The organism is Thermanaerothrix daxensis (genome assembly GCF_001306145.1).
Taxonomy (GTDB): domain Bacteria; phylum Chloroflexota; class Anaerolineae; order Anaerolineales; family Anaerolineaceae; genus Thermanaerothrix; species Thermanaerothrix daxensis.
Window position 1 is genome coordinate 962,359 of sequence record NZ_LGKO01000002.1, and the last position, 25,390, is coordinate 987,748.

Sequence of the window (25,390 nt, forward strand, 5' to 3'; positions counted from 1 at the left end):
GAGAAGCAATTTTGTGGAGAACGCGCGCCGATGAACCTTGATATTCGCACGGCTGTTCAAACGACCTTTGTTCTTCTTTTATTGGGTTTGTTTTTGAGCCTCTGGTTGGGGGTGCGAACTATCCGAGGGGCTCGCCGCTTGACATACTTTCGAATTCGCCGTGCTCGCGTAGCCAGGGGATGGCGGCTTATCTTCCTGGCACTGGCAATGGGCGGGCTGGCATTATTGACGAACCGATATGCAGAACCGACACTTTACCGGGTGTTTCCTCCTTCACCAACGGTAACCCTTACCCCGACCATAACACTGACTCCCACCATCACGCTCACCCCCACAATTACCTTAACGCCAACAATTACTGAAACTCCTTCTATTACTCCCACGCCTTTCCTGCCTGAGGACATTGCAGCGCAGATTCAGAATACCATTACTCCCAATCCGGGGGCCGTTTTCAGCCCATTACAATTTGCACGCGCTGTAAACGATGCGTTTCAACCTGTCAACCCACAGGTTGAATTCCAGCAACCCATTATGACGCTTTATGGGACCTTTTCTTATGATCAGATGGTGCCGGGTTCTCAGTGGACGGCTATTTGGTACCGCCTTAGCGATGGCCAACGTATTTGCTATGAAACCAAACCCTGGGATGGTGGAACGGGGGGATTTGGCTATACCGATTGCACGCCGCGTTCTGAAGACTGGCAGGCCGGCGAGTACGAAGTGCAAATATTTGTGGGCTCCCAATGGAAAACATCGGGGCGCTTTACGGTTGTAGGAAACCCACCGACCTCAACTCCTACGCGCTCACCTACACCCACGGTAAGTGCAACCCCAACGGCTACGCTTTCCCCGACCGCAACGCGCACTCCGCTTCCTTCGCCCACACCGACCATCACATCTACACCGCGCCCTTCTCTGACACCAACGCCCACGCGAACACCTCCTCCAACTGCCACCCCACGCCCAACTTTGACACCACGGCCGACCGATACGCGCTGGCCCACGGCTACGTACACGCTTCCATGAGCAAAGAATGGAAACCGGGATCTATTGCCGGACTACACTCTGAACAGGTGACGCGGCGTATAAAGATGGTGAGCGATTTGAGCGGCTAAGCGGGCATTGCTTCTGAGCAGGGCCAGATTGGCTTTTAGGCTTTCCCCGCCGCTAAGGGCACTGACACGAGCCAATAAGAAGGGCGTCACCTCTGCTCCGCGAATGCCCTCTTCGAAAGCTTCACGGACGGCTTTTTGGATGAGGGCCTCAATGGCTTCTCGGGGCAGAGCAGTTTCGGCGGGTGGAGGATTGACGACTAAAACGGCGCTGTGTAACTGGCAGTCCCATTGAGTCCGAGCTATTTCCGCCACTTCTTGAGGGCTTTCAACACGCACATTAACGGGTAATCCGCTCTCTCGAGAGTAGAAGGCCGGAAATTCATCAGTGCGATACCCGATCACCGGTACCCCCATGGTTTCAAGGACTTCCAGGGTGGCGGGGAGATCGAGGATAGCTTTGGCCCCCGCCGAAACCACCACTAACGGCGTTCTGGATAGAGTGGGCAGGTCGGTTGAAATATCAAATGGGGACTCGCGATGGACGCCCCCAATGCCACCCGTAGCAAAAACCTTGATACCCACTTGATGAGCAATTTGTAGCGTGGCTGCAACTGTAGTCCCTCCTGCTTCTTTTCGCGAGAGAACAATGCCCATATCGCGCAGACTTACCTTACGCTTGGGGGTGGCTGTTGCCAGACGCTGTCGGTCTTCTGGGCTAAGCCCGATATGGATGTACCCATCGAGAAAGGCAATAGTTGCCGGGATAGCGCCTTCATTGCGAACGGTTTGCTCCAGTTCCTCGGCGAGTTGAACGTTTTCTGGGTATGGAAGCCCGTGAGTAATCACGGCAGATTCGAGGGCTACAATGGGCTGACCATTTTCCAAAGCATAGTGGACTTCGGGGTAAAGGCGGAGATATTGTTTCATTATATGATTAACCTTTCATAAAGGCTTTCCAGGGATAAGAGGGGTGACACCGATCCAGGATGGCTAAGAGTCAGGCTGGCCGCTGAAACACCCAGGCGCACTGCTTCGTCAATATCCATGTTGTTCATCAAGCCAAAGATGATTGCAGCGGTCATAGCATCTCCGGCGCCGGTGGGGTCAATGACCCGGGTACGTATGGCAGGCACATGCCCGCTGGTCTCGGAGGTGGCATAACAAACCCCGAACTCGGCCAGGGCAATCACGGCAATTTGTACCCCCAGGCGGATAAATGCGCGGGCGGCTTCCAGTGCCGTAAAGCGATCATTGACCTGTATGCTGCCTTGCAAAAGAGCCGTTGCTTCCAGGCGATTGGCCGTTAGAAAAGTAAGGCGAGGTAAAAAGGGAAGCAGACGTGGGGCTAAAGTCACCGACGTTGCATCCACAAAGACGGGGATTTTTGCACGCCGTGCTATCTGAAAGATGGCCCGAAGGGCTGGTTTGGATAAGTTAGCATCTACAAACACTAAACTGGCGGCGCGGAAAAGGGCTTCCTGCGATTTGAGGTGTTCAGCGGTCAGGCGAGAAAGAATGCGCATGTCATCAAGACCGTATTCTAAATCGCCTTCGCGAGTCAGAACTCCAACGTAGGAGGCTGTTCCGTAGTCGCTAACCCTCAGACAGGCTGAAGTGTCTACCCCCACACTGGCGGTATACTCCAGCAACTGTCGCCCGATTGGATCCTCGCCTACGGCACTAATCAGGGAAACCGGCAGACCAAGACGGGCCAGGTTTTCCGCCACGTTGCGGGCCACTCCGCCAAAAGAGGGGCGCACTTGACCCGGCACAGAGGTTCCACTCTGTAGGTTATCAAAGGGACGCCCCACGACATCCAGGCTGGCTGCCCCGATGACAAGCAAGCGTTTTTCAGGGGAGAGAGGAAGTGTCATGGTGAGTAAAACCTGGCTTTACCCTGTTGTTGCATATAGGTGTTCAAGCATTGCTCAATTTCCTCCAGGGCATTTCGTAATCTGGGTGGGATTTCCTGCGGATTATAGTCCATAGCTGCTTCGCTGAGGATGCCCTGGTAGATCCTTAAGAGGTCAAATATAGATTTTTCGATATCATGGGAGCCTTGGTTGAGGGCGAAAAAGGCCAAAATAGGGACTTCGCGCAAACGCTGTGCCAGTGCCTGATCCAAATTTTGCTCTCGCCATTCCTGTAGAACGCGCTCGCTTCCCAAGCGCAGGTTTTCGCGAGCCAATTTGAGCGTCTCGAGGTGCTGCTCCCATACGATGGGTTCAAGGATGTTCCAGGCACCTACGTTAATCCATTCCAGGCGTATTCCCTGGTTACGGGCCAAACGTGGAAACTGGTCGGCAAAGTCATCGAAAAATTGGGTGAGTTGCGGGCGCAACCATCGGTTGGCAATAGAAAGCGGAGGAGGAAGATTGGGTGTGTAGATAAAACGCAGCGGGCGCTCCAATGGATTAGCCCATTGGAGATTGGTGATCTGGCGTTGGCGCTCCGCCTGTTGGCGAATCTCGGCCTGTCCAACCCCAGCCACTAGTTCCCCGAACGGGCGGGAACGAATTTGATTTTGCAACTCCCGCGCGACCAGGCGGCGCATCCCCTCTACCCAAGGCCCCGGTAATTGGCGATAGGTTAGCCAGTAGAGGTTCTGGCGGTAGGTTGGGTATGGGTTTTGCAGGGTATGGGGTTGAGGAAATCGTCGCCAGATGCTAAAGAGGACACGTACGTCTTGGAGCAAAATGCGGATGCCATCTCGACTGCGCGTCTGAATCTCATCATATTGAAGTTCGTGATCTCTCAGATCGAAAATACGGCGCAGGCGTTCAAACCTTTCGATTGTGACGCTTGTGCCGGGTAAGATAAACCGGGGTCTGCCGTTAGGGCGCTCAAAAACAGCAGCGACTTCAGCCGAGCAATTGACCTGTCCGGGACCGCCGATAAGCAGAATGGGATTTTGTTGCTGGGATGCGCTAAGTTGTTCACTATGGAGATCCAATTTGGGTTGCGGTAACAGCCCCAGGCTTACCTGAAGTAAGAACTGACGACTTATGCCCGGATGCGGGAGTGTGAATATTTCACTCTGATAATGGGCTGCCCATTCTAAGCCCAGCCAGAAGGGGAGGAAGAGGGTCACCAGCACAGGCAGGGAGAACATTGAACGCACCAGGAGATTAATAACTTGATGCAAGGGATCACGTCCTGCCCCCAGGGGGGCTGGGGGTAAATTAATCCATGCTACACCCAACCACAAGCATAGTCCCAGGGGAAGCAGAAGGAGTAAACGGAGACGTGTATCGGAGAGTCTCATGGTGCGCGAGTCTCAAAGATTTCGATTAAATCTTGGATCTGTTTTTTCTCATCAGAAGCCATGGTCTTAAGGCCGGGGCGGTTTTGGATGAGCATCAGGTGTCCGCGCAAGAGGCGCAGCAAAATGGAGCGTGCTTGGTCCTTAGGATCCACCGCTTCTTCTGTATGAGGATTAGGGGAAGGCAAGGCCTCAAAGTAAAGTGTGCTTGTTTTTGCATAAACTCGAAGTGCCTCTTCCCTGGCCCCTTCTGCAAGATTGCGGCGCTCTCTTTCGATTTGTTCGCGTTCCTGACGTGCCCAGGCCAGCCAGCCAGCGCCCCACCGGTTTATCAGTTCTCGCTCCACCTCTGGAGAAAGCCTCAGGCTCAGAATATTAACCTCAAGGACTCTAATACCGCGGCTACTTAGCACATTGAATTCTCGGCTGACCGTTTTCTCACCCGTGTCGCGTCCGTCAAGATCCAGAAGTGGTACCTCGGGCTGCGTGAGGCGATTTTGTATCATTTGGACAATCCATTGAAGCCCGACTTGCTGATGACGGCTGGGTTGTGCTGGGAAAATTTGCTGTAAAGTGAAGCGGGAGACCAAATCACGCCAGACTTCAGCCGCCAGTTGGGCGGGTAATTCGTTCCAGGGAATCAGGCGAGCGGGAGTATCCAGGGGTAGATCGGCATTGACAACCTGGCCCAAGATGGCCATTTGCACAGCGTCAGGGTTATAGCCAAACTCGGTGTTGCCCTGCCCGGGCCGAGCGTCCAGTTGAAAGATCACTTCAATTTGAGGGATGATTTCAAAGTTGTCGCGAGTGATTGCACGTGTTTCTCGTTTGCGCCGCATTCGGGCTTCGTATTGAGCGGGTCCTTCATTGGGCTGGGGGGGTGCGAAGGGATCTTCATTAGGGCGCGGCCCGATCACCTGGCGTTGCTGCCGTAGATCCACCACATCCGCGATCCGCTCACCGGGCTGGGTAAAAACGACACCCGGGCCCACGGGGCGAGTGAAGCGATGAGAAGTGCGCAACATGGCTGCGCTGGCTGTATCGAGCACCATGATTCCTGCCCCAGAAGAAGATTGCGGCTGCTGGCGGATTTGCCCATTCTCGATAAAGAGAATGGGACCATGGTCACCTATCAGGTAACTGATCAGGTGGAAGAACATGTTGAGGCGGTCGCGTAGTTGGTTGACAGGCAAAATAAATTGTGAGAAAAACCCCAACCAGAACCCCGTTCCAATTCCGAGAATGATCAGGTTGAACACCAGTCTCAAAACACCCTTTTCACGGCCATCGGGGGCGAAAAGTGCGTCCAAGAATAGGATAAGGAGTCCCAATAGAATGGGCAGGAGCGTTGTTTTCCAGTGACGTTGAAATCTTGTACCCATGGAGGACATTACTAAATCTTGTTAAATGATTTTATCCTAATGCCGATGGATCGAGAAATGCAATTCGAGGGTAATTTTGAGACCAGCAGATGAGGTTCTAATAGAGGATGAAATCATGGCAAGCAAGGTGTGCTAGAATTATCTTGCGTGCAAGTGAATTTCTGAACGAGATAAGGAGCCTCCATGCTTCGAGCCCTCTTAATTTCTCTCTCTAAGGCAGAATGGGCAAAACATTTAGTTACCCGCTGGCAGGTTGCCTGGCGAGTAGCGTCGCGTTTCATTGCGGGGGAGACCTTAGAAGAAGCGACCCGGGTCATTCGTGTACTAAATGAGGCGGGGTTGAACGCCACGGTGGATCATTTGGGAGAACACACCACTGACGTCGTTGAGGCTCAACGGGCAACTGAAGCCACTCTTGTGAGTCTTGAGGAAATTGAGCGTCAGCACCTGCGGGCCAATGTGTCTGTGAAGTTAAGTGCGATTGGTCTGACGGTTGATCCTGTGCTCTGTCGGCAAAACCTGGAGCGCATTGTCGTGCGCGCCAGAGAGCTGGGCAACTTTGTGCGTGTGGATATGGAGGATTCTTCCCTGGTTGATGCAACTTTGGAACTGGTTCATTGGTGTCATGATCAGGGTTACACCAATGTGGGTGTGGCTATTCAATCTTATCTTTACCGGAGTGAACAAGATACGCGTCATTTGGTCAGCCGGCGCGTTCCAATTCGATTGGTAAAGGGGGCTTACAAGGAACCTCCGGAGATTGCTTACCCGCACAAACGCGATGTGGATGCCAGTTTTGATCGTCTAACGGATATACTCCTGCAAGGGGTACAGGAGGCAGGAATTCCTCAAATCAGTGAGGATGGTCGTTTTCCGCCAATCCCGGCTATCGCCACTCACGACGAGGCGCGAATTCGGTATGCGCAAGAACGCGCCAGGCACTTGGGGCTGCCCAACACTGCGCTGGAATTTCAAATGCTATACGGTATTCGGCGCGATTTGCAACAAGAATTGGTTCGGGCAGGGTATCCAGTACGAGTTTACGTGCCTTATGGGACACATTGGTATCCCTACTTCATGCGTCGTTTGGCCGAGCGACCGGCTAATTTGTGGTTCTTCATTTCCAATTTCTTCCGTCGTTGAGGCAACGAGAAATGGACATGAGCCACCCTTACCCTCTGGCACTGGTGGCGGGGGCTTCCGGGACCCTGGGCGGAGCCATTGCATTGGCGCTGGCTCAACGAGGGTATGCGGTTGGCCTTCATTACCATAGCGCTCGGGAAAGGGCCCTGGATTTAGCGAACCAGGTTGAACGCATGGGGCGGCCGGTTTTCATGGTTCCGGCTAACCTTATGAAAGAAGATGAGATTACAGGCTTGTTTGAGCAGGTGACGCGTTGGGGGTATCCCCTGAGTGTCTTCGTTTATGCGGTAGGGATGTTCACCGGGGGTACCCTTTTGGACACCCCCAGCGAAACCTGGGATGCCCTTTTTGCGCTCAATTTACGGGCGGCCTGGTTATGTGCTCGCACGGCTGCGCCATTGATGCAGGCCAACGGTGGGGTTATTATTAACCTGACGGATTGCGGTTCACAAAAGTTGTGGACCTCTCATGCGGCCTATGTGCTTTCCAAAGGTGCCCAGGAACACCTGACGCAGTTGTTAGCCAAAACCCTGGCCCCCAGTATTCGAGTCAATGCTGTTGCGCCCGGTATGATCACCCCGGGTACCGAGATGTCAACCGGCGCGTGGGAGCAATTAGTAGCACGTTTGCCCCTAAAACGATCAGGAACACCCGAGGCAGTGGCTCAAGCTGTGCTCTCCCTGATCGAAAATGATCAGGTAACAGGCCAGATACTGAGGGTAGATGGCGGTTATCATTTGCTTTAGAGGTACCTCATGCGCAAATTTGCTTCATCACCTCTCTCACAATTGGTGCGTGCCGCCAACCTCCCAGCGCTCTTGGCCGGTATGCTGTTCTTCGCCCTGGGCGCTGGTATTGTTAATTTTCGCAATCAGCCTTTTGCTTGGGTGGATTACTGGTTGGGCCAGGCATGTATCACTCTTATGCAGATGAGCAGTGCTTTTCTAAAAACATTCTACGATCGCATTGATCAAGATCAAAGCCCGATCTCTCGCCAGTCACGCGAGGCAAAGGACTCGCTAAATAACCATGAGGAAGACGCTCCAAAACAAATTGTGCTGCCACGTTTGGTCTTCCTGCAAGCCGGAATGAGTACCCTCAGTGTTGGAGCGATTGTAACCGTGCTACTCTTAGCCCGAGGGGCGATGAGTGCCTCGGCGCTCTTTCTCTTGGGAGTGGCTTTTGGAGTGGCCTTCTTTTATAGCGTTCCTCCCTTGCGCCTCGCCTACTCCGGGTATGGTGAACTTTGCATGGCCTTCTTTTTGGCCAACCTGACCCCCGCATTTGCGTTTGTGTTGCTTTCTCATGATCTGGATGCCCATCTATTGGGACTGCTTACTTTCCCTTTGACCTTGCTGTATCTGGCAATGATGCTGGCGCTTTCGTTGGAGCACTATTATCATGATCTCAAACAGGGGCGTACCACGATGATGGTGCGTCTGGGGTGGCAGCGCGGGATGTTGTTGCACAATTTTCTTGTTCCTCTAGCCTATCTTTTATTAGGGGTTACGGCTTTGATGGGACTTTCTTGGTCAGTGCTCTGGCCAGCTATGTTGACTTTACCGATAGGGGCATTTCAGGTCTGGCAGATGTGGCAAATTGGGAATGGAGCACCCACTCGCTGGCCGCTTCTGCGTTTAACCGCGTACGCAACAGTTGGACTAACGGTGTACCTTTTAACCTTTTCTTTGTGGGTGGGTTGAACAATGAGCGAGTTTTTGACACTTTTATCCCCTCAGGAGGCGCTGAAGCGCTGGTTGAATGCTCTCCCTGAGGTTGAGCCAGAGGGAGAAGAAATCTCGACCTTGGAAGCCTTGGGACGGGTTACTGCAGAGCCGATCCGGGCGCCGGAGCCCATGCCATTGTTCCCTCGCAGTACGGTGGATGGGTATGCAGTGCGAGCCGCTGATACCTTCGGGGCAAGCGACAGCCTGCCGGCTTATCTGACCCTGGTGGGGGAAATTGGAATGGGAAGAGCCCCTGAATTTACGTTACAACCCGGGCAGGCGGCTTTGATTTATACTGGTGGGATGTTACCTGAGGGAGCAGATGCGGTTGTAATGTTGGAACATACTCAGACGACGATGCCGGGTGAGATTGAGGTCCTGCGTCCGGTGGGAGTGGGAGAAAACGTGCTCAAGGTTGGGGAAGACGTTCAGATAGAGGATGAGGTCATTCCGGCAGGAGTGCGCTTGCGCCCTCCTGAAATAGGAGGGCTAATGGGGCTGGGGATTACAAAATTGCGTGTAGTAAAAAAACCGCGCGTCGGGATTGTGTCCAGTGGAGATGAGGTCATCCCTCCTGAACAACCCCTTCGGCCTGGTCAAGTTCGCGATATCAACAGTTACTCCCTGAGTGCGTTGGTGGAGGTAGAAGGCGGCCTTCCGCAACGCTACGGCATTGTGCCGGATCGCGAAGATGCGTTGCGAGAAGTAATCGGGCGAGCCTTAGAAGAGAATGATATGATCATTGTCTCGGCAGGGTCTTCCATCGGCACGCGAGATTTGACTGCGCGGGTCATTAATGAGATGGGGCTTCCTGGTGTGCTGGTCCATGGGATCAACATACGGCCAGGGAAACCCACCATTCTGGCGGTTTGTAACGGAAAGCCCATCCTGGGACTTTCGGGCAACCCGGTGAGTGCGCTGGTGGTGGCTCAAATCTTTTTGCCCCCCGTTTTAGAGCACTTACTTGGGCTCACGCTCAAGCGTCCGCGCGCACGCTTACAAGCCTGTCTTACCCTCAATGTGCCATCGCAGGCTGGACGGGAAGACTATGTTCCTGTGCGGCTGATCGAGAGCGCAAAGGGGCTATTGGCAGAACCCATCTTTTATAAGAGCAACCTGATCTTCTCGCTGGTGCGCGCGGATGGGTTGTTACGTATTCCCGCAGATGCGACGGGTCTGGCGTCTGGTGCAGAGGTTGAGGTATGGCTTTTATGATGTAGATCAGATCGAGAGTGGAGGAAGGGGCGATGTCGGTGTACCTGCATGATATCCCTATGACGGAGGCGCAACGCCGCATTCGCGAGGCACTCCAGGAAGCCGGCTTGTGGCAGGTGTTGGGAATAGAAACCTTACCCCTAAGCGAGGCTCTGGTGGGGCGAGTGACTGCCGAGCCGGTATGGGCCCGTCTCTCTTCACCCCACTACCACTCCGCAGCCATGGATGGGTTCGCTCTTCGAGCCGAAGATACAGATGGGGCCATGCCGACGGCTCCGGTGACTTTGTTGGTTGGCTCCCATGCTGCCTATGTGGATACGGGGGATGTATTGCCGGAATGGGCTAACGCGGTGGTGCCCATTGAGAATGTAGAGGCGCTGGATCAAAACGGGCGGCCTGCGGATGACCCGCGCCATCCTTATATGATTCGATTGAGAGCGGCCTTACCCCCATGGACCCATGTTCGCCCAATGGGGGAGGATATCGTGGCGACTCAACTCGTTCTCCCAGCAGGTCATGTCTTGCGCCCGGTGGATCTGGGAGCCATCGCAGCATGCGGATATACCGATATAGCCGTAACGCGCAAGCCTCGTGTTGCCATTCTCCCGACGGGGGATGAATTGGTGCCAATTGGAACGCCGGTTAAACCCGGGGATATCATCGAATTCAACTCACTGGTATTGGCTGCACAAGTGGCATCATGGGGGGGTGAACCGATTCGTTATCCCATCACTCCTGATGACGAGAACTTAATCCTGGAACGTGTTCGCGAAGCGGCGCAGGAGAGTGATCTGATTCTCCTGAATGCGGGCTCCTCGGCTGGTTCAGAGGATTATTCTGCTCGTGTAATCGAGCGCTTGGGAGAATTAATCTTTCATGGTGTGGCTGTTCGGCCCGGGCATCCGGTTATCTTTGGTATGATCGGACGTCCTGGCGAATCAGCCGGGGCCAAAGTGCCCATTTTGGGAGTTCCGGGTTATCCGGTTTCCGCAGCGCTTACCGGGGAAATCTTTGTCGAACCCTTAATAGCCCTTTGGACCGGACGACCTGCTACTCAACCTGAAGAAGTTGAGGCTGTCCTCACTCGTAAAATCACTTCCCCAGCCGGAGATGAAGATTATGTGCGCGTCGTCATTGGGGAAGTCGGAGGCCGGACGGTGGCAGCACCATTGGCTCGTGGTGCGGGAGTGATCACCTCGCTGGTACGTGCGGATGGTATCCTGGTGATACCCTCGGGAATTCAAGGAATCGAAGCAGGGGAAAAGGTGCGTGTACGACTGTACACCTCCAGCCGTGTGTTGAATCGCACCATCTTCGCAATCGGTTCACATGATATGTCATTGGATCTCCTGGCGCAGTTTTTAGCAGAGCGGGGGCTGCGCCTGGTGTCGGCAAATGTGGGAAGCCTGGGTGGGTTGATCGCTTTGCGAAGGGGCGAGGCTCATCTTGCTGGTTCACATTTGCTGGATCCGGAAACGGGGGTTTATAACCTGCGTTATGTGCGGCAATATTTGCCCAATGAAGCGGTCATGATCGTGCGGTGGGTGGGACGCGAGCAAGGGTTAATTGTGCGGCCTGGAAACCCCAAAGGCATTAAGGGCCTGGAGGACCTGGTGCGTTCAGATGTGATGTTCGTCAATCGCCAACGCGGGGCTGGTACGCGTGTTCTACTGGATTACCATCTCGGCCGTTTAGGGATCAACTCCGAAGCCATTCGGGGCTACCAACAGGAGGAGTATACCCACCTGGCTGTGGCCGCGGCAGTGGCTTCGGGACGCGCGGATTGCGGTTTGGGGGTGACGGCCGCTGCTAAGGCACTGGGACTGGATTTTGTCCCGCTTTTCCAGGAGGCCTATGACCTGATCATTCCCTGCAAATATCTTGAAGATGAGCGCATTAAACCCGTTTTTGATTTAATGCACGAGCCACGTTTTCGCCAGGCTGTGGCTCAGTTACCAGGTTATGACGTTGGACAAATGGGGATCGTTGTCCAGGGGTGCTGATAAGATTTTTAAGTAAATTCTATATGTTGGAGGTATGAGATGGCCCTTGAAGCAAATATGCCCGCTCCCGATTTTACCTTACCGGATGAAACCGGGCTACCCCGCTCCCTCAGTGAATTTAGGGGCAAACCTGTGGTGTTATATTTTTACCCCAAGGATGACACCCCAGGATGCACGAAAGAAGCCTGTTCTTTTCGCGATGATTATCAGGTATATGCAGATTCCGGGGTGGTGATTTTGGGAGTGAGTCCCGATTCACCTGCTTCCCATGCGCGATTTAAAGAGAAATATAACCTCCCTTTCACCTTGCTTTCCGATGAGGATCACCAGGTTTGCAAACTGTATGGCGTATGGGGCAAGAAAAAATTTATGGGGCGTGAGTATGAAGGCGTTCTACGCACTACCTTCTTGATTGATGAAAATGGGATCATCAAAAAGGTGTTCCCCAACGTCAAACCAGAAGGTCACAGTGCTGAGGTTTTAGCCGCATTGCGCTCATAAATTTTATGCAGGGAGGCTAACCTTCTTTTGAAAGTCGCCTCACTCACAGACTCTCCCGTGTCTCTGTGAGAGTATGGGAGTTCGTGACAATGCTGGCTTAACCGGCTGCCTCTGGCTGACAAATTTCCAGTTGTGAACGCCAGGCGTGCATCTCGCGCAGGATTTGCTGAGGTCCTTGGCTTGCCAGTTTTTCGAGGGTTAGACTCTGCAGAGCCCTGTTGATGGCATCTTGAAGACTAGCCCACACGGGCAGATAGACACAGGTCTCGCGATGAGGGCAAGCGTTGGCGCTTTCCAGACATGGGGAGAGGTGGATTGGCCCTTCTAGGGCTTCCATAATTTCGCGCAAATTGATGGAATCTGGAGAGCGATTCAGGCGAATGCCACCGCGTGGTCCGGGAATTGTTTTGATCAAACCCTTTTGCATCAGCGTGTGCGCAATTTGGTGCATGAAAGGTAGGGGAATATCCAGATTGCGAGAGAGGACTGCCGTTGCAATGGGATGATCACCCGTCTTTGCCAATGCCAGCATAATTTGTAACCCATAATCGAAGCGTCGGCTAATTTTTAGCATGTCTAATCCTCTAATGTAAGGTTTTAATTTTGCAGGATTCTTTATCAAAATAGTATGTTTTATCCATTTTGTATAGTGATGAATTCACATTTCTCTGATGAGGAAACTCTTAATCATGATGAAGGTTGATTCAAAATTCACCCGGTTCTCATCTCTCTCTCATTTAGAGACGGGATATAATCAAGGTGAATGTACGTGAATTTGTTCATTTGTCCAAAGGAGGACGTATGAAAAAACTGGGAATTCTGTGGATTGTGTTGGTGCTCGGTGTGTTTGCTCTATCCGCGTGTGGTGGTGGCGGAGGGGAGGCTAAAGAAACGCGCCCTACACCCCCGCCCGAATATGCCGGGAAGACGAACCCCTATACTACGAGCGATGCCAATGTGGTAGCAGCCGGTAAAACCATTTATGACCAGCGCTGTGCTTCCTGCCACGGTGAGAGAGGTCTTGGAGATGGGCCGGCGGGGCAAGCGTTGGACCCACATCCCGGCAATCTGGTCGAACTGGTCAAGGTAGCGAAAGACGATTATATCTTCTGGCGCATTTCTGAAGGTGGTGCCATGGCACCTTTCAATTCTTCGATGCCGGCTCAGAAAGGGATATTGACCGAGGACGAAATTTGGCAAGTTGTCACTTACATTAAGACCTTCAAGTAGGCCCCTCCCTTTGATCCAGGAATGTAGCCCGGCATGCGCGCATGCCGGGCTAAGTTTGTATAGAAAGTCAACTTAAAGCTAGCATTCGGGTTAAAATAAAGGCATGGCAAATCAAGTAATAAGGACATCAATTGTCCGATTTTGCAAAAGATTGCAAAATGCCCTTTTGTTAGTTGGAGTTTTCCTTTCCGGTTTAGGGGTGGCTGGTCTGGCTAACGGAAGCGGCATGGCTGTTGCCTGGTTGATTGGGGGGATAGGTCTATGTGTATTGGGAGTATGGGGAAGGTGGCCTCGAAAACGTGAAAAAGAGGTGTGGGAATCAGTGGAGGGGGCTAAAGACGTAGCTCTTGAAGGCATTGGTGATAATGTTCTTTGGCAAGATCTCTCGGATCTTCTTGATACGAACGATGAGGAAGGGCTGATTCGTAAGGCTCTTGAGAAGGCCGTCGCCTTTAGTGGGGCTAGCGGTGCCACTTTTATCCCTTTAGATGAATGGAACCAACCTTTACGAGTTTATGCGGCTGGCGAGGAAACGATGGTGGCCAGCGAGGGTTGGGAGAAGAGTTTGGCTCAGCCCAAGGTTCGTCTTTCCTGTAAACAATGTCAGGTTTATCGGGCGGTCGTAGGTCAGGGATGTTCTCTTTTCCAGGGTGGTATATCAGAGGCAAAAGTGGTAGAGTGTCTTCCCCTAAAGTACCGTGGCCGTACGGTTGTTGTTGTAAACTTCTTTTCAACGCAGCCTGATTTTAGGCTTGGGGAAGAAATTCGGCATGCATTAGAGAACTTCTTCTCGGTTATACTGGTGGGATTGGAGCTGTACCGTCTGAAGGGACGGGAAACCGCTATCTACTCCCAAGTATTAGGGAGTCGTGTAAGACACCCTGACCTGGACAGCACACTTAGACCCCTCGTATGGCGGTTAATGCGGGTTTCGGGGTGTGAAGGCGCAGCGCTATACCTCCCTAAAAACGAAATCAGGATGTTGCCCACTTTTCTCACCGTGGGACATTTCCCATTGACTGAGCCTGAAGGCGCTCGAGAGGTTTGGAGCCGGGTCCTCAGAGCCGCTCAAGCCTGGCCCGAGCGGCCTCAGTACATCCCTCTCGAACCCGATGGTACACAAGGCTGGGTGTTTCGCCTTGTATCCTCCCAAAGTGGGGATTTGGGAGTGCTGATGCTTTATGGACCGGACTCTTCTTTGCAGGGGGAGGCTGCACTTGAAAGGCTGGGTTTGTTACTGGATGCTCTGGTATATGTGATTGAAACTGAGCAGATGAATTTTGATCTGGCTTATCGAGCAGTCATGCAAGAGCGGCTGCGTCTGGCGCGTGAAATTCACGATGGCCTGGCCCAAACGCTGGCTTATCTGAAATTGAACGCGGCGCAGATGATCCAGCTGCTTAATCAGGAGAAGCACGCGCGCTTAGAAACTTTGCTTCATCAACACTATCAAGCGCTCTCCGAGATTTATTTGGAGACACGCCAGGTAATGGATAACTTACGTTTTAGCCCGCAGGAGGATATGAATGCCTGGATTCGCCAGGTGGCAGCCAATGTGGCAGAAGGTGCAGACTTGCAGATCGAATGTATTCTCCCTGAGAAGGCTCCTGATCTTCCTCTGGAGGTACAGGCTCAGATTCTACGTATTATCCAAGAAGCCTTAAATAACATTCGTAAACACGCTCATGCTTCCAGGGCGTGGATTTCACTGAGTTCCTGGAATCGAGACTGGGTTTTGGAAATTGGCGATAATGGAGTTGGTTTTTCTCCTGAGGATGTGCCGCAATTCTCTCAACACGGATTGCGAGGAATGCGCGAACGCGCTGAGTTGATTGGGGCCGAATTCCAGGTCATCAGCCGGCCTTATCAAGGCACGATTATCCGTTTACAGGTACCATTTCGGATTGAGGAGTCGCTGGTATGAGTACACGTGTCGTACGAGTTGTGGTTGTGGATGATCATGCACTGTTTCGGCGCGGCTTAATCGAGTTGCTTCGAGATATGCCCGAAATACAGGTTGTTGGTGAGGCCTCCAACGGTCAGGAGGCCTTGGATGTAGTGCGTCGCACAGCCCCTGATGTGGTGTTGCTGGATATAAACATGCCTTCCATGGATGGACTGCAAACGCTGGAAGCGCTACGTAAATGGATTTCTTCCCCCAGGGTGTTGATGCTGACGGTCTCACAGCAGGAGGCAGACCTCATGCAAGCCATTCGGAGTGGCGCGGATGGTTACCTCCTCAAAAACGTAGAGCCTGAGGAACTTCGCAAAGCCATTCTGCGAGTTTATCAGGGCGAAGGAGCTCTTTCCCCAGAAGTTACAGCGCCGGTGTTGCGTGCTTTGGCCTACCAGTCCGAAATGGCAAATCGGCAACTCCTCAGTGATCGGGAATTAGAGGTGCTCGAATGTTTGGCGGATGGAAAGACTACCGGGCAGATTGCGGCAAAATTGTATATTTCTGATAACACGGTAAAAACCCACGTCCGCCATATTCTGGAAAAACTGGAAGCTTCTAACCGCACTGAAGCGGTGAGCAAGGCAATTGCTTTGGGGTTGATTCGCCGTCGAGACTCTTAAATCATCTCTAAAAGAAGTCCGGTGTGATACCAATATCCCCCTTCCAGGGGGATATTTTTAACCCCTTTTTAATACCCGTCTAATCTCGACAATATAGGGGTAAATTGTGTATTTTATATAGGGCAGTCTATAAAATCGTGTAAAGGCACCTGAAAGGTTTGGAATCATGATGGGTTTCCAACAATTGGATGGGGTGCGTAGGGTGTTGATTGCTTCGGCCAACCCATTGTTCGGGCGCGGCTTGGAACGGTTAATTCGCCAACAATGGCAGGGGCGGCGGTTCGAAATTCGAGTGGTCGGAACAATGGAAGAGACGCTGGCGCTTCTTGAATCCTGGTTACCCGATCTTGTCATTCTGGACTACGATGACCGCTCTCTGGATCGTAAGCGGTTCATGGACCTCTTTGTTAGTGGCAATCGTGCTATGCAGGTAATGTTGGTCTCTCTTCAGGAAAGCGGTTCAGTAGTCGTTTATGATCGCCGCGTCCTTACCCCCTCTCAGGCAGAAGATTGGCTTTCGCTATCAGAACCCTCGGGCTTCCAATCCCCATCCTCAGGAAAGGAGCAGTCATTCTCTATGAAGCACTTTGCTATTGCAGGCTCTATAGTGGTTGTATTGACCTTAGCCACCAATTATCTCTTGAACACCATTCAAATTCTTCCTCTTCAGGCAAGTGTTCAAGCCCAGCCCATTGATCGGCTATTCAGCCTTCAGTTTATGCTGATTGCATTTTTCTTCTCCCTGATCGTGGTTTTTATGGGATACAGCCTGATAGTCTTTCGTCAACGTGCCAAGGATGAAAGCGAAGAGGGAGCCTATATCAAGGGCTCCACCGGGCTCGAGGTGGTATGGACGATCATTCCCATTGGGATTGTCATCTATCTTTCCTATCTGGGGTCGCTTGCATTGGCTGAAACGCGGCGGGTGGACCCCCAGGCAGTTGAAGTCAAAGTGGTGGCAGGGCAATGGTTCTGGCGATTTGAGTACCCCCAGTATGGAATTACATCAGATACGTTGTATTTACCGGTAAATCGCCAGGCTCATTTACGCTTAACCTCCCTGGATGTGATTCACTCATTTTGGGTGCCTGAGTTTCGTGTGAAGCAAGATGCTCTTCCGGGTGAGAACCTTGAGCGTGAATTACGGGTTACGCCAACCATGGTGGGTCAATTCAAGGTGCGCTGTGCGGAGTTGTGTGGTACTTCCCACGCCTATATGGAGAGCCCAGTTGTAGTGGTATCTCAGGCCGATTTTGAAACCTGGATTAGTGAGCAACTTCAGGCCATTGGGGCGGATCCTGCTACACGGGGTGCAAAGTGGGCTCAAACCAATGGCTGTCTTTCCTGCCACTCGGTGGATGGTTCCCCGGGCGTGGGGCCAACCTGGAAAGGCCTGTATGGCCTAACAGATCACGAACTGGCGGACGGCAGTCGGGTTGTCGTGGATGAGGAGTACTTGAGAACGGCCATTGTTAACCCGAATGCTCAGGTGGTCAAAGGCTATCCGGCTAATGTGATGCCAGCAAATTACCAGGCGTTGCTCTCGGACCAGCAGATCAACGACATTATTGAGTACATCAAGACGCTCCGCTGATTTCAACCCGTTGTGTGGAGGGTGCAATGAAACGTTTATGGTCAATTGGTTTGGTGCGCGGCCTTGTCGGGCAGATTTTGGGTTTTCTGATCGGGATGGGTCTATTGAGTGCCGTGCGTGCTGTTATGGGTTTGCCCTGGAAGACCGAACCTGCCTGGGTAGCAGGGGCGTTTGGTGGGGTTTTGGGATTCATGGTGGCTTTGGGCGCCTTTAAAGATTGGTATGCGTGGGCGCTTGGGCGCGAGACTCCTGATATCGAAGAGATTGAAGAAGAGCCGGGCTGGCGGCGCTATCTGAGCTACAGCCTGGATCATAAAGTGATTGGGGTTCAATACGGTGTGTTATCTCTGCTGTTGCTAGCCCTTGGTGGGAGCTTTGCGCTGATTTTTCGTGTTGAATTGGCCCGCTCGGGAATGCAGTTCCTCTCTTTGAACTTTTTCAATACCCTGATCGGGATGCACGGGATGGTGCTGATCATCTCAATCCTGTTGGGGTTTGCTGCTATGGCGAATTTCCTGGTACCGCTGTTGATCGGAGCCAGGGATATGGCCTTCCCACGCCTTAACGCTTTCTCGTTTTGGATTGCCGTTCCCGCTTCGATTACGCTATTAAGCGCTCTTTTTGTGGGTGGATTTGATACCGGGTGGACGGCTTACCCGCCGTTGAGCATTCGTGCTCCATTGGGCATGCAGATGTTTTTTGTGGGGGTGTTTTTTAACGGATGGTCGTCCATTCTGGGAGCCCTCAACCTGATTACTACGATCATTCGATTGCGTGCTCCTGGAATGTCGTTGTTTCGCATGCCCATTTTTGCCTGGGCTACTCTGGCAACGTCCATTATTGCCCTTACGGCAACCCAATTGATCGGCCTTTCCTTCCAGATGGTAATGTTTGAGCGCCTGTTTGGCATGGGTTTCTTTGATCCGGCTAAGGGTGGAAATCCCATTCTTTTCCAACACCTCTTCTGGTTTTATTCACACCCTGCTGTATACATCTTTGTGCTGCCCGGTTTGGGTGTAATTAGTGAATTGTTGCCCGTTTTTGTGCGCAAGCCTTTGTTCGGCTATCGCTGGGTTGCTATGTCGTCGTTGGGAATTGCGCTGGTGGGCTTTCTGGTGTGGGGACATCATATGTTTACCTCGGGCATGGAAGAATACCTGCGTGTGCCTTTCATGTATAGCACCTTGCTAGTGGCTGTTCCCACTGGGATCAAATTCTTCAGTTGGGTGGCAACCTTGTGGCAAGGACGCATTCGTACCCCTGTACCGATGCTTTTTGTCTTGGGTGCAATTGTGGTGTTTCTCATGGGCGGTCTCAGTGGTCCTCCCAATGGTGTGGTCGCTACCGATCTCCATCTACACGATACGTATTTCGTGGTAGGTCACTTTCACGATACGATGTTCGGCGGCTATATCTTTCCCCTCTTCGCGGCCATCTATTACTGGTTTCCCAAGGTTAGCGGTCGGAGGTTAAATGAAACTTTGGGGCGGCTACATTTCTGGCTCATGACCCCTTCGTTCTTGGTAATGACCTTTGGGCAGATGTGGGTAGGGATGATGGGGATGCGCCGCCGTATTGCCGATTATGATCCTGCCCAGGGATTTGATACGGCCCATCTAATCATCACCATCGCTGGCTTTCTCATTGGGTTATCAGTGCTGATTTTCTTCATCAATCTGATAATGAGTTTGCGTCGTGGGGAGGTTGCGGTGGGTAATATCTGGCAATCGCGCTCGCCAGAATGGCAATTGCTGCCTTCCCCGGCCCCCATGCATAACTATCCTCAACCCTTCCGGGTGGTGGGGGAGCCCTATGATTACGGCTTGAAGGGATCGCGTTACGTGGAGCCGCTGACCCAACCTGCGGGAGATGATTGATGTCAAGAGCGGAGGAAAATGAGATGCAATCTGTAAAAAAATCCACATCTGAAATACGGCGGGGCGTTTATGTGTTCATCTTTTTGGCGGTCTTGACGGTCCTGGAATATTACGTCGGCACTCATGAAGGACCTGCCGTTATCTTGTGGGCCATTGCATTGCTCAAAGCCGCGGTTGTAATTCAGTTTTACATGCACCTGATGCGTGTCTTTCGATCACGGGAGGAGCATTGATGAGCGCTCATGAATTAAGTCTGGAAGCCTACCGGCAACGTGTTGCTACAAATCGCATTGGCTTGTGGTTGTTTATCGTCTCGGATGCCTTTATGTTTGGGGCTCTGCTGATTACGCGCTTCTACCTTCTAGGTGGGCGCCGGCCCGAACTGGACCAGGCATTGGGGCTAATCGTAACCTCGGTGCTGCTAACCAGCAGTTTCTTCATGAACCGGGCGGAGGCAATGATCGCCGCTGGAAATCGGCGCGGTTTTTTGACTAGTACGCTCATAACTATGCTTTTGGGGATTGCCTTCCTGGTGGGTGTGATTGGATTTGAGTGGCGTCTTGCACCTTTTGGTCCTGGAGATGGGGCCGAAGGCGCTGTCTTCTATATGATGACCGGTATGCATGCGTTCCATGTTTTGACAGGTGTGATTTTCCTCTTCATCGTTTTTCGCAATGGCCTCAAGGGACATTATTCTCCTGAGCGCCATTGGGCAGTGGAAGCCTGTGCGAATTATTGGCACTTTGTAGATGTGGTTTGGATTTTCTTCTACCCTGCTCTCTACCTGATAGGAGTGCTTTAACTGTGGGCATGCGGCAGTATGGGTTGTTGATCGGGACCGGAATTTTGGCGGGGGTGTTGCTCTTGAGCGGGTTGCTCTTCCCGTCGCGAACTCAATTCCGTGGTTCGTTGCTGGATCCGCCTCTTCCCGCACCCGATTTTTCCCTTGCTCAGGCCGATGGTACCCTCTTTACCCTGAGTGCCCAACGGGGCAAGATCGTCCTGCTTTTCTTTGGCTATACCTATTGTCCGGATGTGTGTCCTACAACGTTGGCTGATCTCAACGCCGCCCTGAAGCGGCTCGGCAGACAGAGCAAGAATATTCGGGTGGTTTTTATCTCCGTTGACCCCCGCCGTGATACCCCACAGCGCGCTCAATTTTATGCATCCGCCTTTAATCCCGGCTTTGTTGGTCTCTCAGGAGATGAAACAGAACTTCAACCTATCTGGCAGGCATATGGAGTTTATCGGCTTGTGCGTGATGAGGAGAGCCGTGGAAAGGATTACCTCGTGGATCATTCCGCACGAGTTTATCTGATAGACGCACAGGGGAATTTACGCCTGACCTATGCCTTTGGCACCCCGGTTGACGACCTGGTGAATGACTTGCGGTTGGTTTTACGGGACATTCGGCCATGAGTGCGACAGCCAAAGCGGCGCTTATGCGCCTGGCGGTTACGTTTCTGATTGGGCTCTTGGTGGGCGTTCTGGTGGGGGAGGGAGCGTATTGGTTGCTGCGTGGCGAAAGCGAAAACGCCCCCCGCACCATAGAGATTGTCATTCCACCGGGTACGGCGGCCCAAATTGCGAAAGGTGGGGCGGGGCCGGTCCTTCCTCCCATGGTTTTTACCGAAGGGGATGTTTTGGTTGTGCGTAATGAGGATAATGTCAGTCACCAACTTGGCCCCCTCTGGATTCCTCCGGGAAGCGCCGCCTCCCTTAACCTGGACCGTCCAAGCGCATATAGTATGGCTTGCTCGTTTCAATCTTCACAAATTTTGGGGATAGATGTGCGTTCGCGCATCCGCCCGATAGATCGTTTTCAGGGTATTTTGGCAGTCTTGATCCCTACCTGGATGCTGTTGTGGGTTTATTCGCTGGTGGCGGTACCTCTGCCGGAAAACCCGGCTTCTCAATCACCTATGACATAGAGCACGTATGAAAACGCGTGGATTTCTTCGCTGGGGTTTAACCACCTTTCTGGTTGTGCTTGGTGTGGTTATCATGATCCGATTGGGATTCTGGCAGTTGGATCGGTTAGCGCAGCGGCGGGCTTTTAATGAGCGAGTGTTGACGGCTCAATCTCTGCCCCCTTTAAATCTCAACGAAGAACCATTGCCCATCGCCCAATTGCCAGACATGGAATATCGTGAAGTTCTCGTGATCGGAGAATATGACCACGCAGATGAGGTTTTGTTGCGCAATCAGGTTTGGGAGGGGCGGCTCGGATTTCATTTATTGACGCCACTGCAAATACAGGGAACCTCCTGGGCAGTGCTTGTGGATCGCGGGTGGCTACCGTATGAGGAAGCCCAGCTTCCAGCGCGTTTGGCATATCAGGAGAGAGGGGTGGTATTGGTCAGAGGAGTCATTCGCCGCAGTCAAGAGCGTCCAGATTTTGGAGGTGTACCGGATCCAACTTTAGCACCTGGTCAATCGCATCTGGAGGCGTGGAATGTGGTCAACATTACACGCATTCAGCAGCAAACCCGATTGCCCCTGCTGCCGGTTTATATTCAGCAAGCCCCTGACCCTGCCTGGCAGGGCTTACCCTACCGCACCTTACCAGAGGTGGAAATTAGTGAAGGGCCGCATTTGGGTTATGCCATTCAATGGTTTACCTTCGCCGCGATATTCGGATTGGGGTATCCGCTTTTTATCCGGCGACAGTTACATAACAGCGCTAAGCAAGCCCGTGAGAGGAATCAGGAGGACGAGGAAGAAGGATGAAAAAACAGATTGGGCATTGGATTTATGGGATGGTCTTTGGTTTTCTGGTGCTGGCGGTTTACAGCGGGTATGTTGCCCGTTTTACTGAAGTCGGACAAGCGTGTGTTTCCCACTTGAGTTGCACGTTTATTCTTGGCCAACCTGCAACTTGGCTGCCATGGGTGGCCCTAGCGCACCCCATTCTTTCATGGCTAGCGGCTGGTCTGGTAATCGGTTGGGGCGGTTGGCGACTCTCGGTTGGGCGGCAGGGTTTGTCCTCGTTTGAACGCTGGGGGTTAATTAGCGGCATCTTAATGCTGGCTCTTCAAGGTCTAGTAGGAGTCGTTCTTCACAAATCGGCCTGGATGCCACCGAGGCTGTTGCACTTGGGGTTGGGATTAGCGGCTATGACCGCCCTGGGATTAAGCGCTCTCTCTACCCTGTCTGCCTTTCAGAACCCTATCGGTGGGAGCACCGGGTCGAATAAGCGCCTGGCTTTGCTGGGGTTAGGGGTTGTGGGGCTAACATTTGTGCTTATGGTAAGCGGTTTCGCTAATGGGTTGGATGAGGGAAGCCGGGCCTGTGGTGGATGGCCGTTGTGTGGTGGCTCCCTGGTGCTTGGCAACTGGGGGTGGAGCACGCTGATTCATCGGCTGATAAGCCTGCTGGTTCTGGTGGGGATGATGTATTTGATCATAAGAGTTTGGCGAGACTATGATGCCGATCCGCTGATTTTGCCTCTGGCCACGGCTGTTGGTGTGCTATTTATAGGGCAAATTGGCGTCGGAGGATGGATGGTTGGACGGGGATATCCTGCCGACATGGTAGCATTGCACGCTCTTAACATTGTAGCCCTGTGGGGGGTGCTGATTGCCCTGGTCTATGGGTTGTGGACGCGTTCTCCGCGATCCGCTGAAAAGGGCTCTGATACAACGCCTTTGCGCGTGCGGCTTAGGGCCTACTTCCTTTTGAACAAACCGGTGATTGTGGCACTTCTTCTGGTCACAACTTACACTGGGATGGTGCTGGCGGCCAAAGGGATGCCCGACTTGCTCTTGACCTTCTGGACGCTTCTGGGAGGTGCCCTGGCGGCTGGGGGAGCCAGTGCCATTAACCAATACATTGACCGTGACGTAGATCGTCGTATGCAGCGGACTGCCAGGCGCCCTATTCCTTCTGGCATTCTGACCCCGGCTCAAGGTCTGGCTTACGGGGTGGCGGCGTGTCTGGTTGCCTTCTTCCTTCTGGCTGGCAAGGTCAATTTGCTCAGCGCGTTGCTTGCACTGGCCGGAATGATCTACTACGTAGGAATTTATAGTCTATGGCTCAAACCCGCTACGACGCAGAATATTGTGATTGGGGGAGGTGCGGGGGCGATTCCGCCTTTGGTGGGTTGGGCGGCCGTCACGAATGACCTACAGGTGCCGGCTCTGTTTCTTTTCGCCATCATTTTCTTCTGGACACCCCCCCATTTCTGGGCTCTGGCGCTGGTGAGGCAGAAAGATTACGCTCGTGCTGGCATCCCGATGTTGCCAGTGGTACGAGGGGAAAAGGCGACCCGTTGGCAGATTTTTATATACACCCTGGAATTGGTTGCACTGACGTTACTGATGCCGCTTTTCAATCTGACCGGCCGTTTTTTCCTGGTCACGGCCATACTTCTAGGGGCATGGTTGATATATGCAGCCTGGCGGGTGCTGCACCTCCCTGGTCATCGCCCGGCCTATCAGATGTATCGCATCTCCAGCATGTACCTTGCGCTGGTCTTTCTAGCGCTGGTGGTAGATGTCCTAATCTGATTGATGAGAGGGGGCCTTGACAGGGATATCCTGCGAGCGCCCCCTCTTTCGTTGCTATCTTTTCCGAACGGGAATCACGAGGTCAAGCGGGTAATCGGCAAGGCGGGTAATCTGCCCATCATGGAGCACCGCGTAGGTATCCTCCAAGCGTACTCCCACCCCTTTTTCGGGGTAGTATAGCCCCGGCTCAATGGTGAAAACCGTGCCGGGTGCAAGGATATCTCGCGATTCATTGGAATAGGCTCCGCTAACCGGATATTCATGAACATGCAGTCCCAATCCATGTCCCAGGCTGTGGACATATCCCTCTTGGGTAGCGGGATTCGTGCGTACAGTGGGGTGTCCCATGGCTTCGAATAACTCGCAGGTGCGGTCATGATAAACCTTGAAAAACCGGTTGGGAGTCAGTTCTCGCACAATTTGGTGATACACGGAGAGCACTTGTTCGTATAGGTGAAGGGCTTCGTCTGTGGCAAATCCCAAGCACCAGGTGCGTGTAAAATCGTAGAAATACCCTCCTCCGGATTCATGGGGAAAGATATCGAAAACGATGGTTTCCCCCAAGCGTAGGACGTCGTTGGGGTTCCCCGTACTATGGGGGACTGCGGCATCACGTCCAATGGCAAAGATGGTTCCCTCAGAGTTTTCCGCTCCCTGTTCGGCCAGCCATAAGTTGATCTTTCGCTTGACCTCGCCAATGGTAAGTGGTTTGCCATCTGCTTTAACTAAAATCCCATCCTTGGCTCGATGCTGACTCAGGAAGTCGGCTGTTTGAGCAACAACCCAGGTGGTGATTCGTCCCATTTGTCGAATTCGTTCAATCTCGTCTTCATCCTTGGTCATCATCGCGGTTAGAAGTATGGGGTCATCTGCGAAACCAATAAAATCCACTTCTGGCATTAATGTTTGCAGTTGCTTGACCAGGTCAAACTGCGGTCCGAATTCAATCTTGCCATAAAGGGCAATACGGCTGTGTCCGAGATCCAAATCTTCCAGAATCTTCCGGAAGCGCAGGGCCGTGGCGTGCGAGATATCTCCATTAGCCTGTTCATAAAATATCTTGAAAGGATACTCGTCATAACAGCGCGTCATTAGCCCGGTTTTGGCGGCCTCGTCGCGCTCCATAGCCCGGTAGAATAAAACGGGCGGTTGATCGCGGCGCTTGAAAAGATCGGCTCCGGTGAGAGATGCGCCACCACAGAAGTAGCGCATAGCAGGATTGTGGGTGGTAGGCCCCATAATCCACAGGGCATCTACATCGTGAGTGTGCATCAGATGGTCCAGGTCTTTTTTCATGGTGCTCTCCAAGGTATGTG

General features: G+C 52.7%; 24 protein-coding genes. 18 read left to right on the plus strand and 6 right to left on the minus strand.

What is annotated here, in order from left to right; translation table 11 throughout:
- Nucleotides 1-30 precede the first annotated feature (30 nt).
- The gene (locus SE15_RS14315) at nt 31-1,026 is read left to right on the plus strand and encodes a hypothetical protein (protein ID WP_054520947.1); all 996 of its coding nucleotides are present in this window, start codon (nt 31-33) and stop codon (nt 1,024-1,026) included.
- 32 nt (nt 1,027-1,058) lie between these two features.
- Here the strand turns inward: SE15_RS14315 and SE15_RS04775 are convergent, their stop codons facing one another.
- From SE15_RS04775 to SE15_RS04790, 4 genes are read right to left on the minus strand one after another with little or no spacing between them, the layout of a single operon-like run.
- Complete coding sequence (locus SE15_RS04775) at nt 1,059-1,982, minus strand: pseudouridine-5'-phosphate glycosidase (protein ID WP_054520948.1); 924 nt, start codon at nt 1,980-1,982, stop codon at nt 1,059-1,061.
- Nucleotides 1,982-2,929: a carbohydrate kinase family protein gene (locus SE15_RS04780; protein ID WP_054520949.1), complete on the minus strand. Its 948-nt coding sequence runs from the start codon at nt 2,927-2,929 to the stop codon at nt 1,982-1,984. The genes SE15_RS04775 and SE15_RS04780 overlap by 1 nt, the downstream gene beginning before the upstream one ends.
- A complete protein-coding gene (locus tag SE15_RS04785) occupies nt 2,926-4,320 on the minus strand; it encodes a hypothetical protein (RefSeq protein WP_054520950.1) in 1,395 nt (464 codons plus the stop codon). The genes SE15_RS04780 and SE15_RS04785 overlap by 4 nt, the downstream gene beginning before the upstream one ends.
- On the minus strand, nt 4,317-5,585 hold the full coding sequence (locus SE15_RS04790) for an SPFH domain-containing protein (RefSeq protein WP_160316662.1): 1,269 nt from the start codon (nt 5,583-5,585) through the stop codon (nt 4,317-4,319). Before SE15_RS04790 ends, SE15_RS04785 begins: the two co-directional genes overlap by 4 nt.
- Nucleotides 5,586-5,882: 297 nt before the next feature.
- Between SE15_RS04790 and SE15_RS04795 the strand changes: the two genes are divergently transcribed.
- From SE15_RS04795 to bcp, 6 genes are read left to right on the plus strand one after another with little or no spacing between them, the layout of a single operon-like run.
- Nucleotides 5,883-6,842, plus strand: a complete 960-nt coding sequence (locus SE15_RS04795; RefSeq protein WP_054520952.1) for a proline dehydrogenase family protein — start codon at nt 5,883-5,885, stop codon at nt 6,840-6,842.
- A 17-nt stretch (nt 6,843-6,859) separates the two neighbouring features.
- On the plus strand, nt 6,860-7,588 hold the full coding sequence (locus tag SE15_RS04800) for an SDR family NAD(P)-dependent oxidoreductase (RefSeq protein WP_160316663.1): 729 nt from the start codon (nt 6,860-6,862) through the stop codon (nt 7,586-7,588).
- A 9-nt stretch (nt 7,589-7,597) separates the two neighbouring features.
- Nucleotides 7,598-8,545: a prenyltransferase gene (locus SE15_RS04805; protein ID WP_054520954.1), complete on the plus strand. Its 948-nt coding sequence runs from the start codon at nt 7,598-7,600 to the stop codon at nt 8,543-8,545.
- A 3-nt stretch (nt 8,546-8,548) separates the two neighbouring features.
- The gene (locus SE15_RS04810) at nt 8,549-9,784 is read left to right on the plus strand and encodes a molybdopterin molybdotransferase MoeA (protein ID WP_054520955.1); all 1,236 of its coding nucleotides are present in this window, start codon (nt 8,549-8,551) and stop codon (nt 9,782-9,784) included.
- Between the two features lie 32 nt (nt 9,785-9,816).
- A complete protein-coding gene (locus SE15_RS04815; RefSeq protein ID WP_054520956.1) occupies nt 9,817-11,787 on the plus strand; it encodes a molybdopterin biosynthesis protein in 1,971 nt (656 codons plus the stop codon).
- Nucleotides 11,788-11,826: 39 nt separating this feature from the next.
- Complete coding sequence (bcp, locus tag SE15_RS04820) at nt 11,827-12,288, plus strand: thioredoxin-dependent thiol peroxidase (RefSeq protein ID WP_054520957.1); 462 nt, start codon at nt 11,827-11,829, stop codon at nt 12,286-12,288.
- Between the two features lie 97 nt (nt 12,289-12,385).
- Here bcp and SE15_RS04825 read toward each other — a convergent pair whose 3' ends face one another.
- Entirely contained in the window at nt 12,386-12,862 is a 477-nt protein-coding gene (locus SE15_RS04825; protein ID WP_054520958.1) for an RrF2 family transcriptional regulator, read from the minus strand.
- Nucleotides 12,863-13,089: 227 nt separating this feature from the next.
- Here SE15_RS04825 and SE15_RS04830 point away from each other — a divergent pair, with 227 nt between their 5' ends.
- The 11 genes from SE15_RS04830 to SE15_RS14595 all read left to right on the plus strand — a co-directional run bounded on the left by SE15_RS04830 (nt 13,090) and on the right by SE15_RS14595 (nt 24,074).
- Entirely contained in the window at nt 13,090-13,518 is a 429-nt protein-coding gene (locus tag SE15_RS04830) for a c-type cytochrome (protein WP_054520959.1), read from the plus strand.
- A 166-nt stretch (nt 13,519-13,684) separates the two neighbouring features.
- Nucleotides 13,685-15,442, plus strand: a complete 1,758-nt coding sequence (locus SE15_RS04835; RefSeq protein WP_160316664.1) for a sensor histidine kinase — start codon at nt 13,685-13,687, stop codon at nt 15,440-15,442.
- The gene (locus SE15_RS04840; RefSeq protein WP_054520961.1) at nt 15,439-16,095 is read left to right on the plus strand and encodes a response regulator; all 657 of its coding nucleotides are present in this window, start codon (nt 15,439-15,441) and stop codon (nt 16,093-16,095) included. Before SE15_RS04835 ends, SE15_RS04840 begins: the two co-directional genes overlap by 4 nt.
- Before the next feature lie 166 nt (nt 16,096-16,261).
- A complete protein-coding gene (coxB, locus tag SE15_RS04845; protein WP_083461702.1) occupies nt 16,262-17,689 on the plus strand; it encodes a cytochrome c oxidase subunit II in 1,428 nt (475 codons plus the stop codon).
- 26 nt (nt 17,690-17,715) lie between these two features.
- The gene (locus SE15_RS04850; RefSeq protein WP_054520963.1) at nt 17,716-19,566 is read left to right on the plus strand and encodes a cytochrome c oxidase subunit I; all 1,851 of its coding nucleotides are present in this window, start codon (nt 17,716-17,718) and stop codon (nt 19,564-19,566) included.
- A 23-nt stretch (nt 19,567-19,589) separates the two neighbouring features.
- Nucleotides 19,590-19,799, plus strand: a complete 210-nt coding sequence (locus SE15_RS04855) for a cytochrome C oxidase subunit IV family protein (RefSeq protein WP_160316665.1) — start codon at nt 19,590-19,592, stop codon at nt 19,797-19,799.
- Entirely contained in the window at nt 19,799-20,368 is a 570-nt protein-coding gene (locus tag SE15_RS04860; RefSeq protein ID WP_054520965.1) for a cytochrome c oxidase subunit 3, read from the plus strand. The genes SE15_RS04855 and SE15_RS04860 overlap by 1 nt, the downstream gene beginning before the upstream one ends.
- A gap of 8 nt (nt 20,369-20,376) precedes the next feature.
- Complete coding sequence (locus SE15_RS04865; protein ID WP_236689996.1) at nt 20,377-20,985, plus strand: SCO family protein; 609 nt, start codon at nt 20,377-20,379, stop codon at nt 20,983-20,985.
- Nucleotides 20,982-21,497 (plus strand): hypothetical protein, encoded by a 516-nt coding sequence (locus SE15_RS04870; protein WP_152965534.1) that lies wholly within the window; start codon nt 20,982-20,984, stop codon nt 21,495-21,497. The genes SE15_RS04865 and SE15_RS04870 overlap by 4 nt, the downstream gene beginning before the upstream one ends.
- A gap of 7 nt (nt 21,498-21,504) precedes the next feature.
- Nucleotides 21,505-22,296, plus strand: a complete 792-nt coding sequence (locus tag SE15_RS04875; protein ID WP_054520968.1) for an SURF1 family protein — start codon at nt 21,505-21,507, stop codon at nt 22,294-22,296.
- The gene (locus SE15_RS14595; protein ID WP_201778053.1) at nt 22,293-24,074 is read left to right on the plus strand and encodes a heme o synthase; all 1,782 of its coding nucleotides are present in this window, start codon (nt 22,293-22,295) and stop codon (nt 24,072-24,074) included. Before SE15_RS04875 ends, SE15_RS14595 begins: the two co-directional genes overlap by 4 nt.
- Nucleotides 24,075-24,128: 54 nt before the next feature.
- Here the strand turns inward: SE15_RS14595 and SE15_RS04885 are convergent, their stop codons facing one another.
- Entirely contained in the window at nt 24,129-25,370 is a 1,242-nt protein-coding gene (locus SE15_RS04885; protein WP_054520969.1) for a M24 family metallopeptidase, read from the minus strand.
- Nucleotides 25,371-25,390 lie beyond the last annotated feature (20 nt).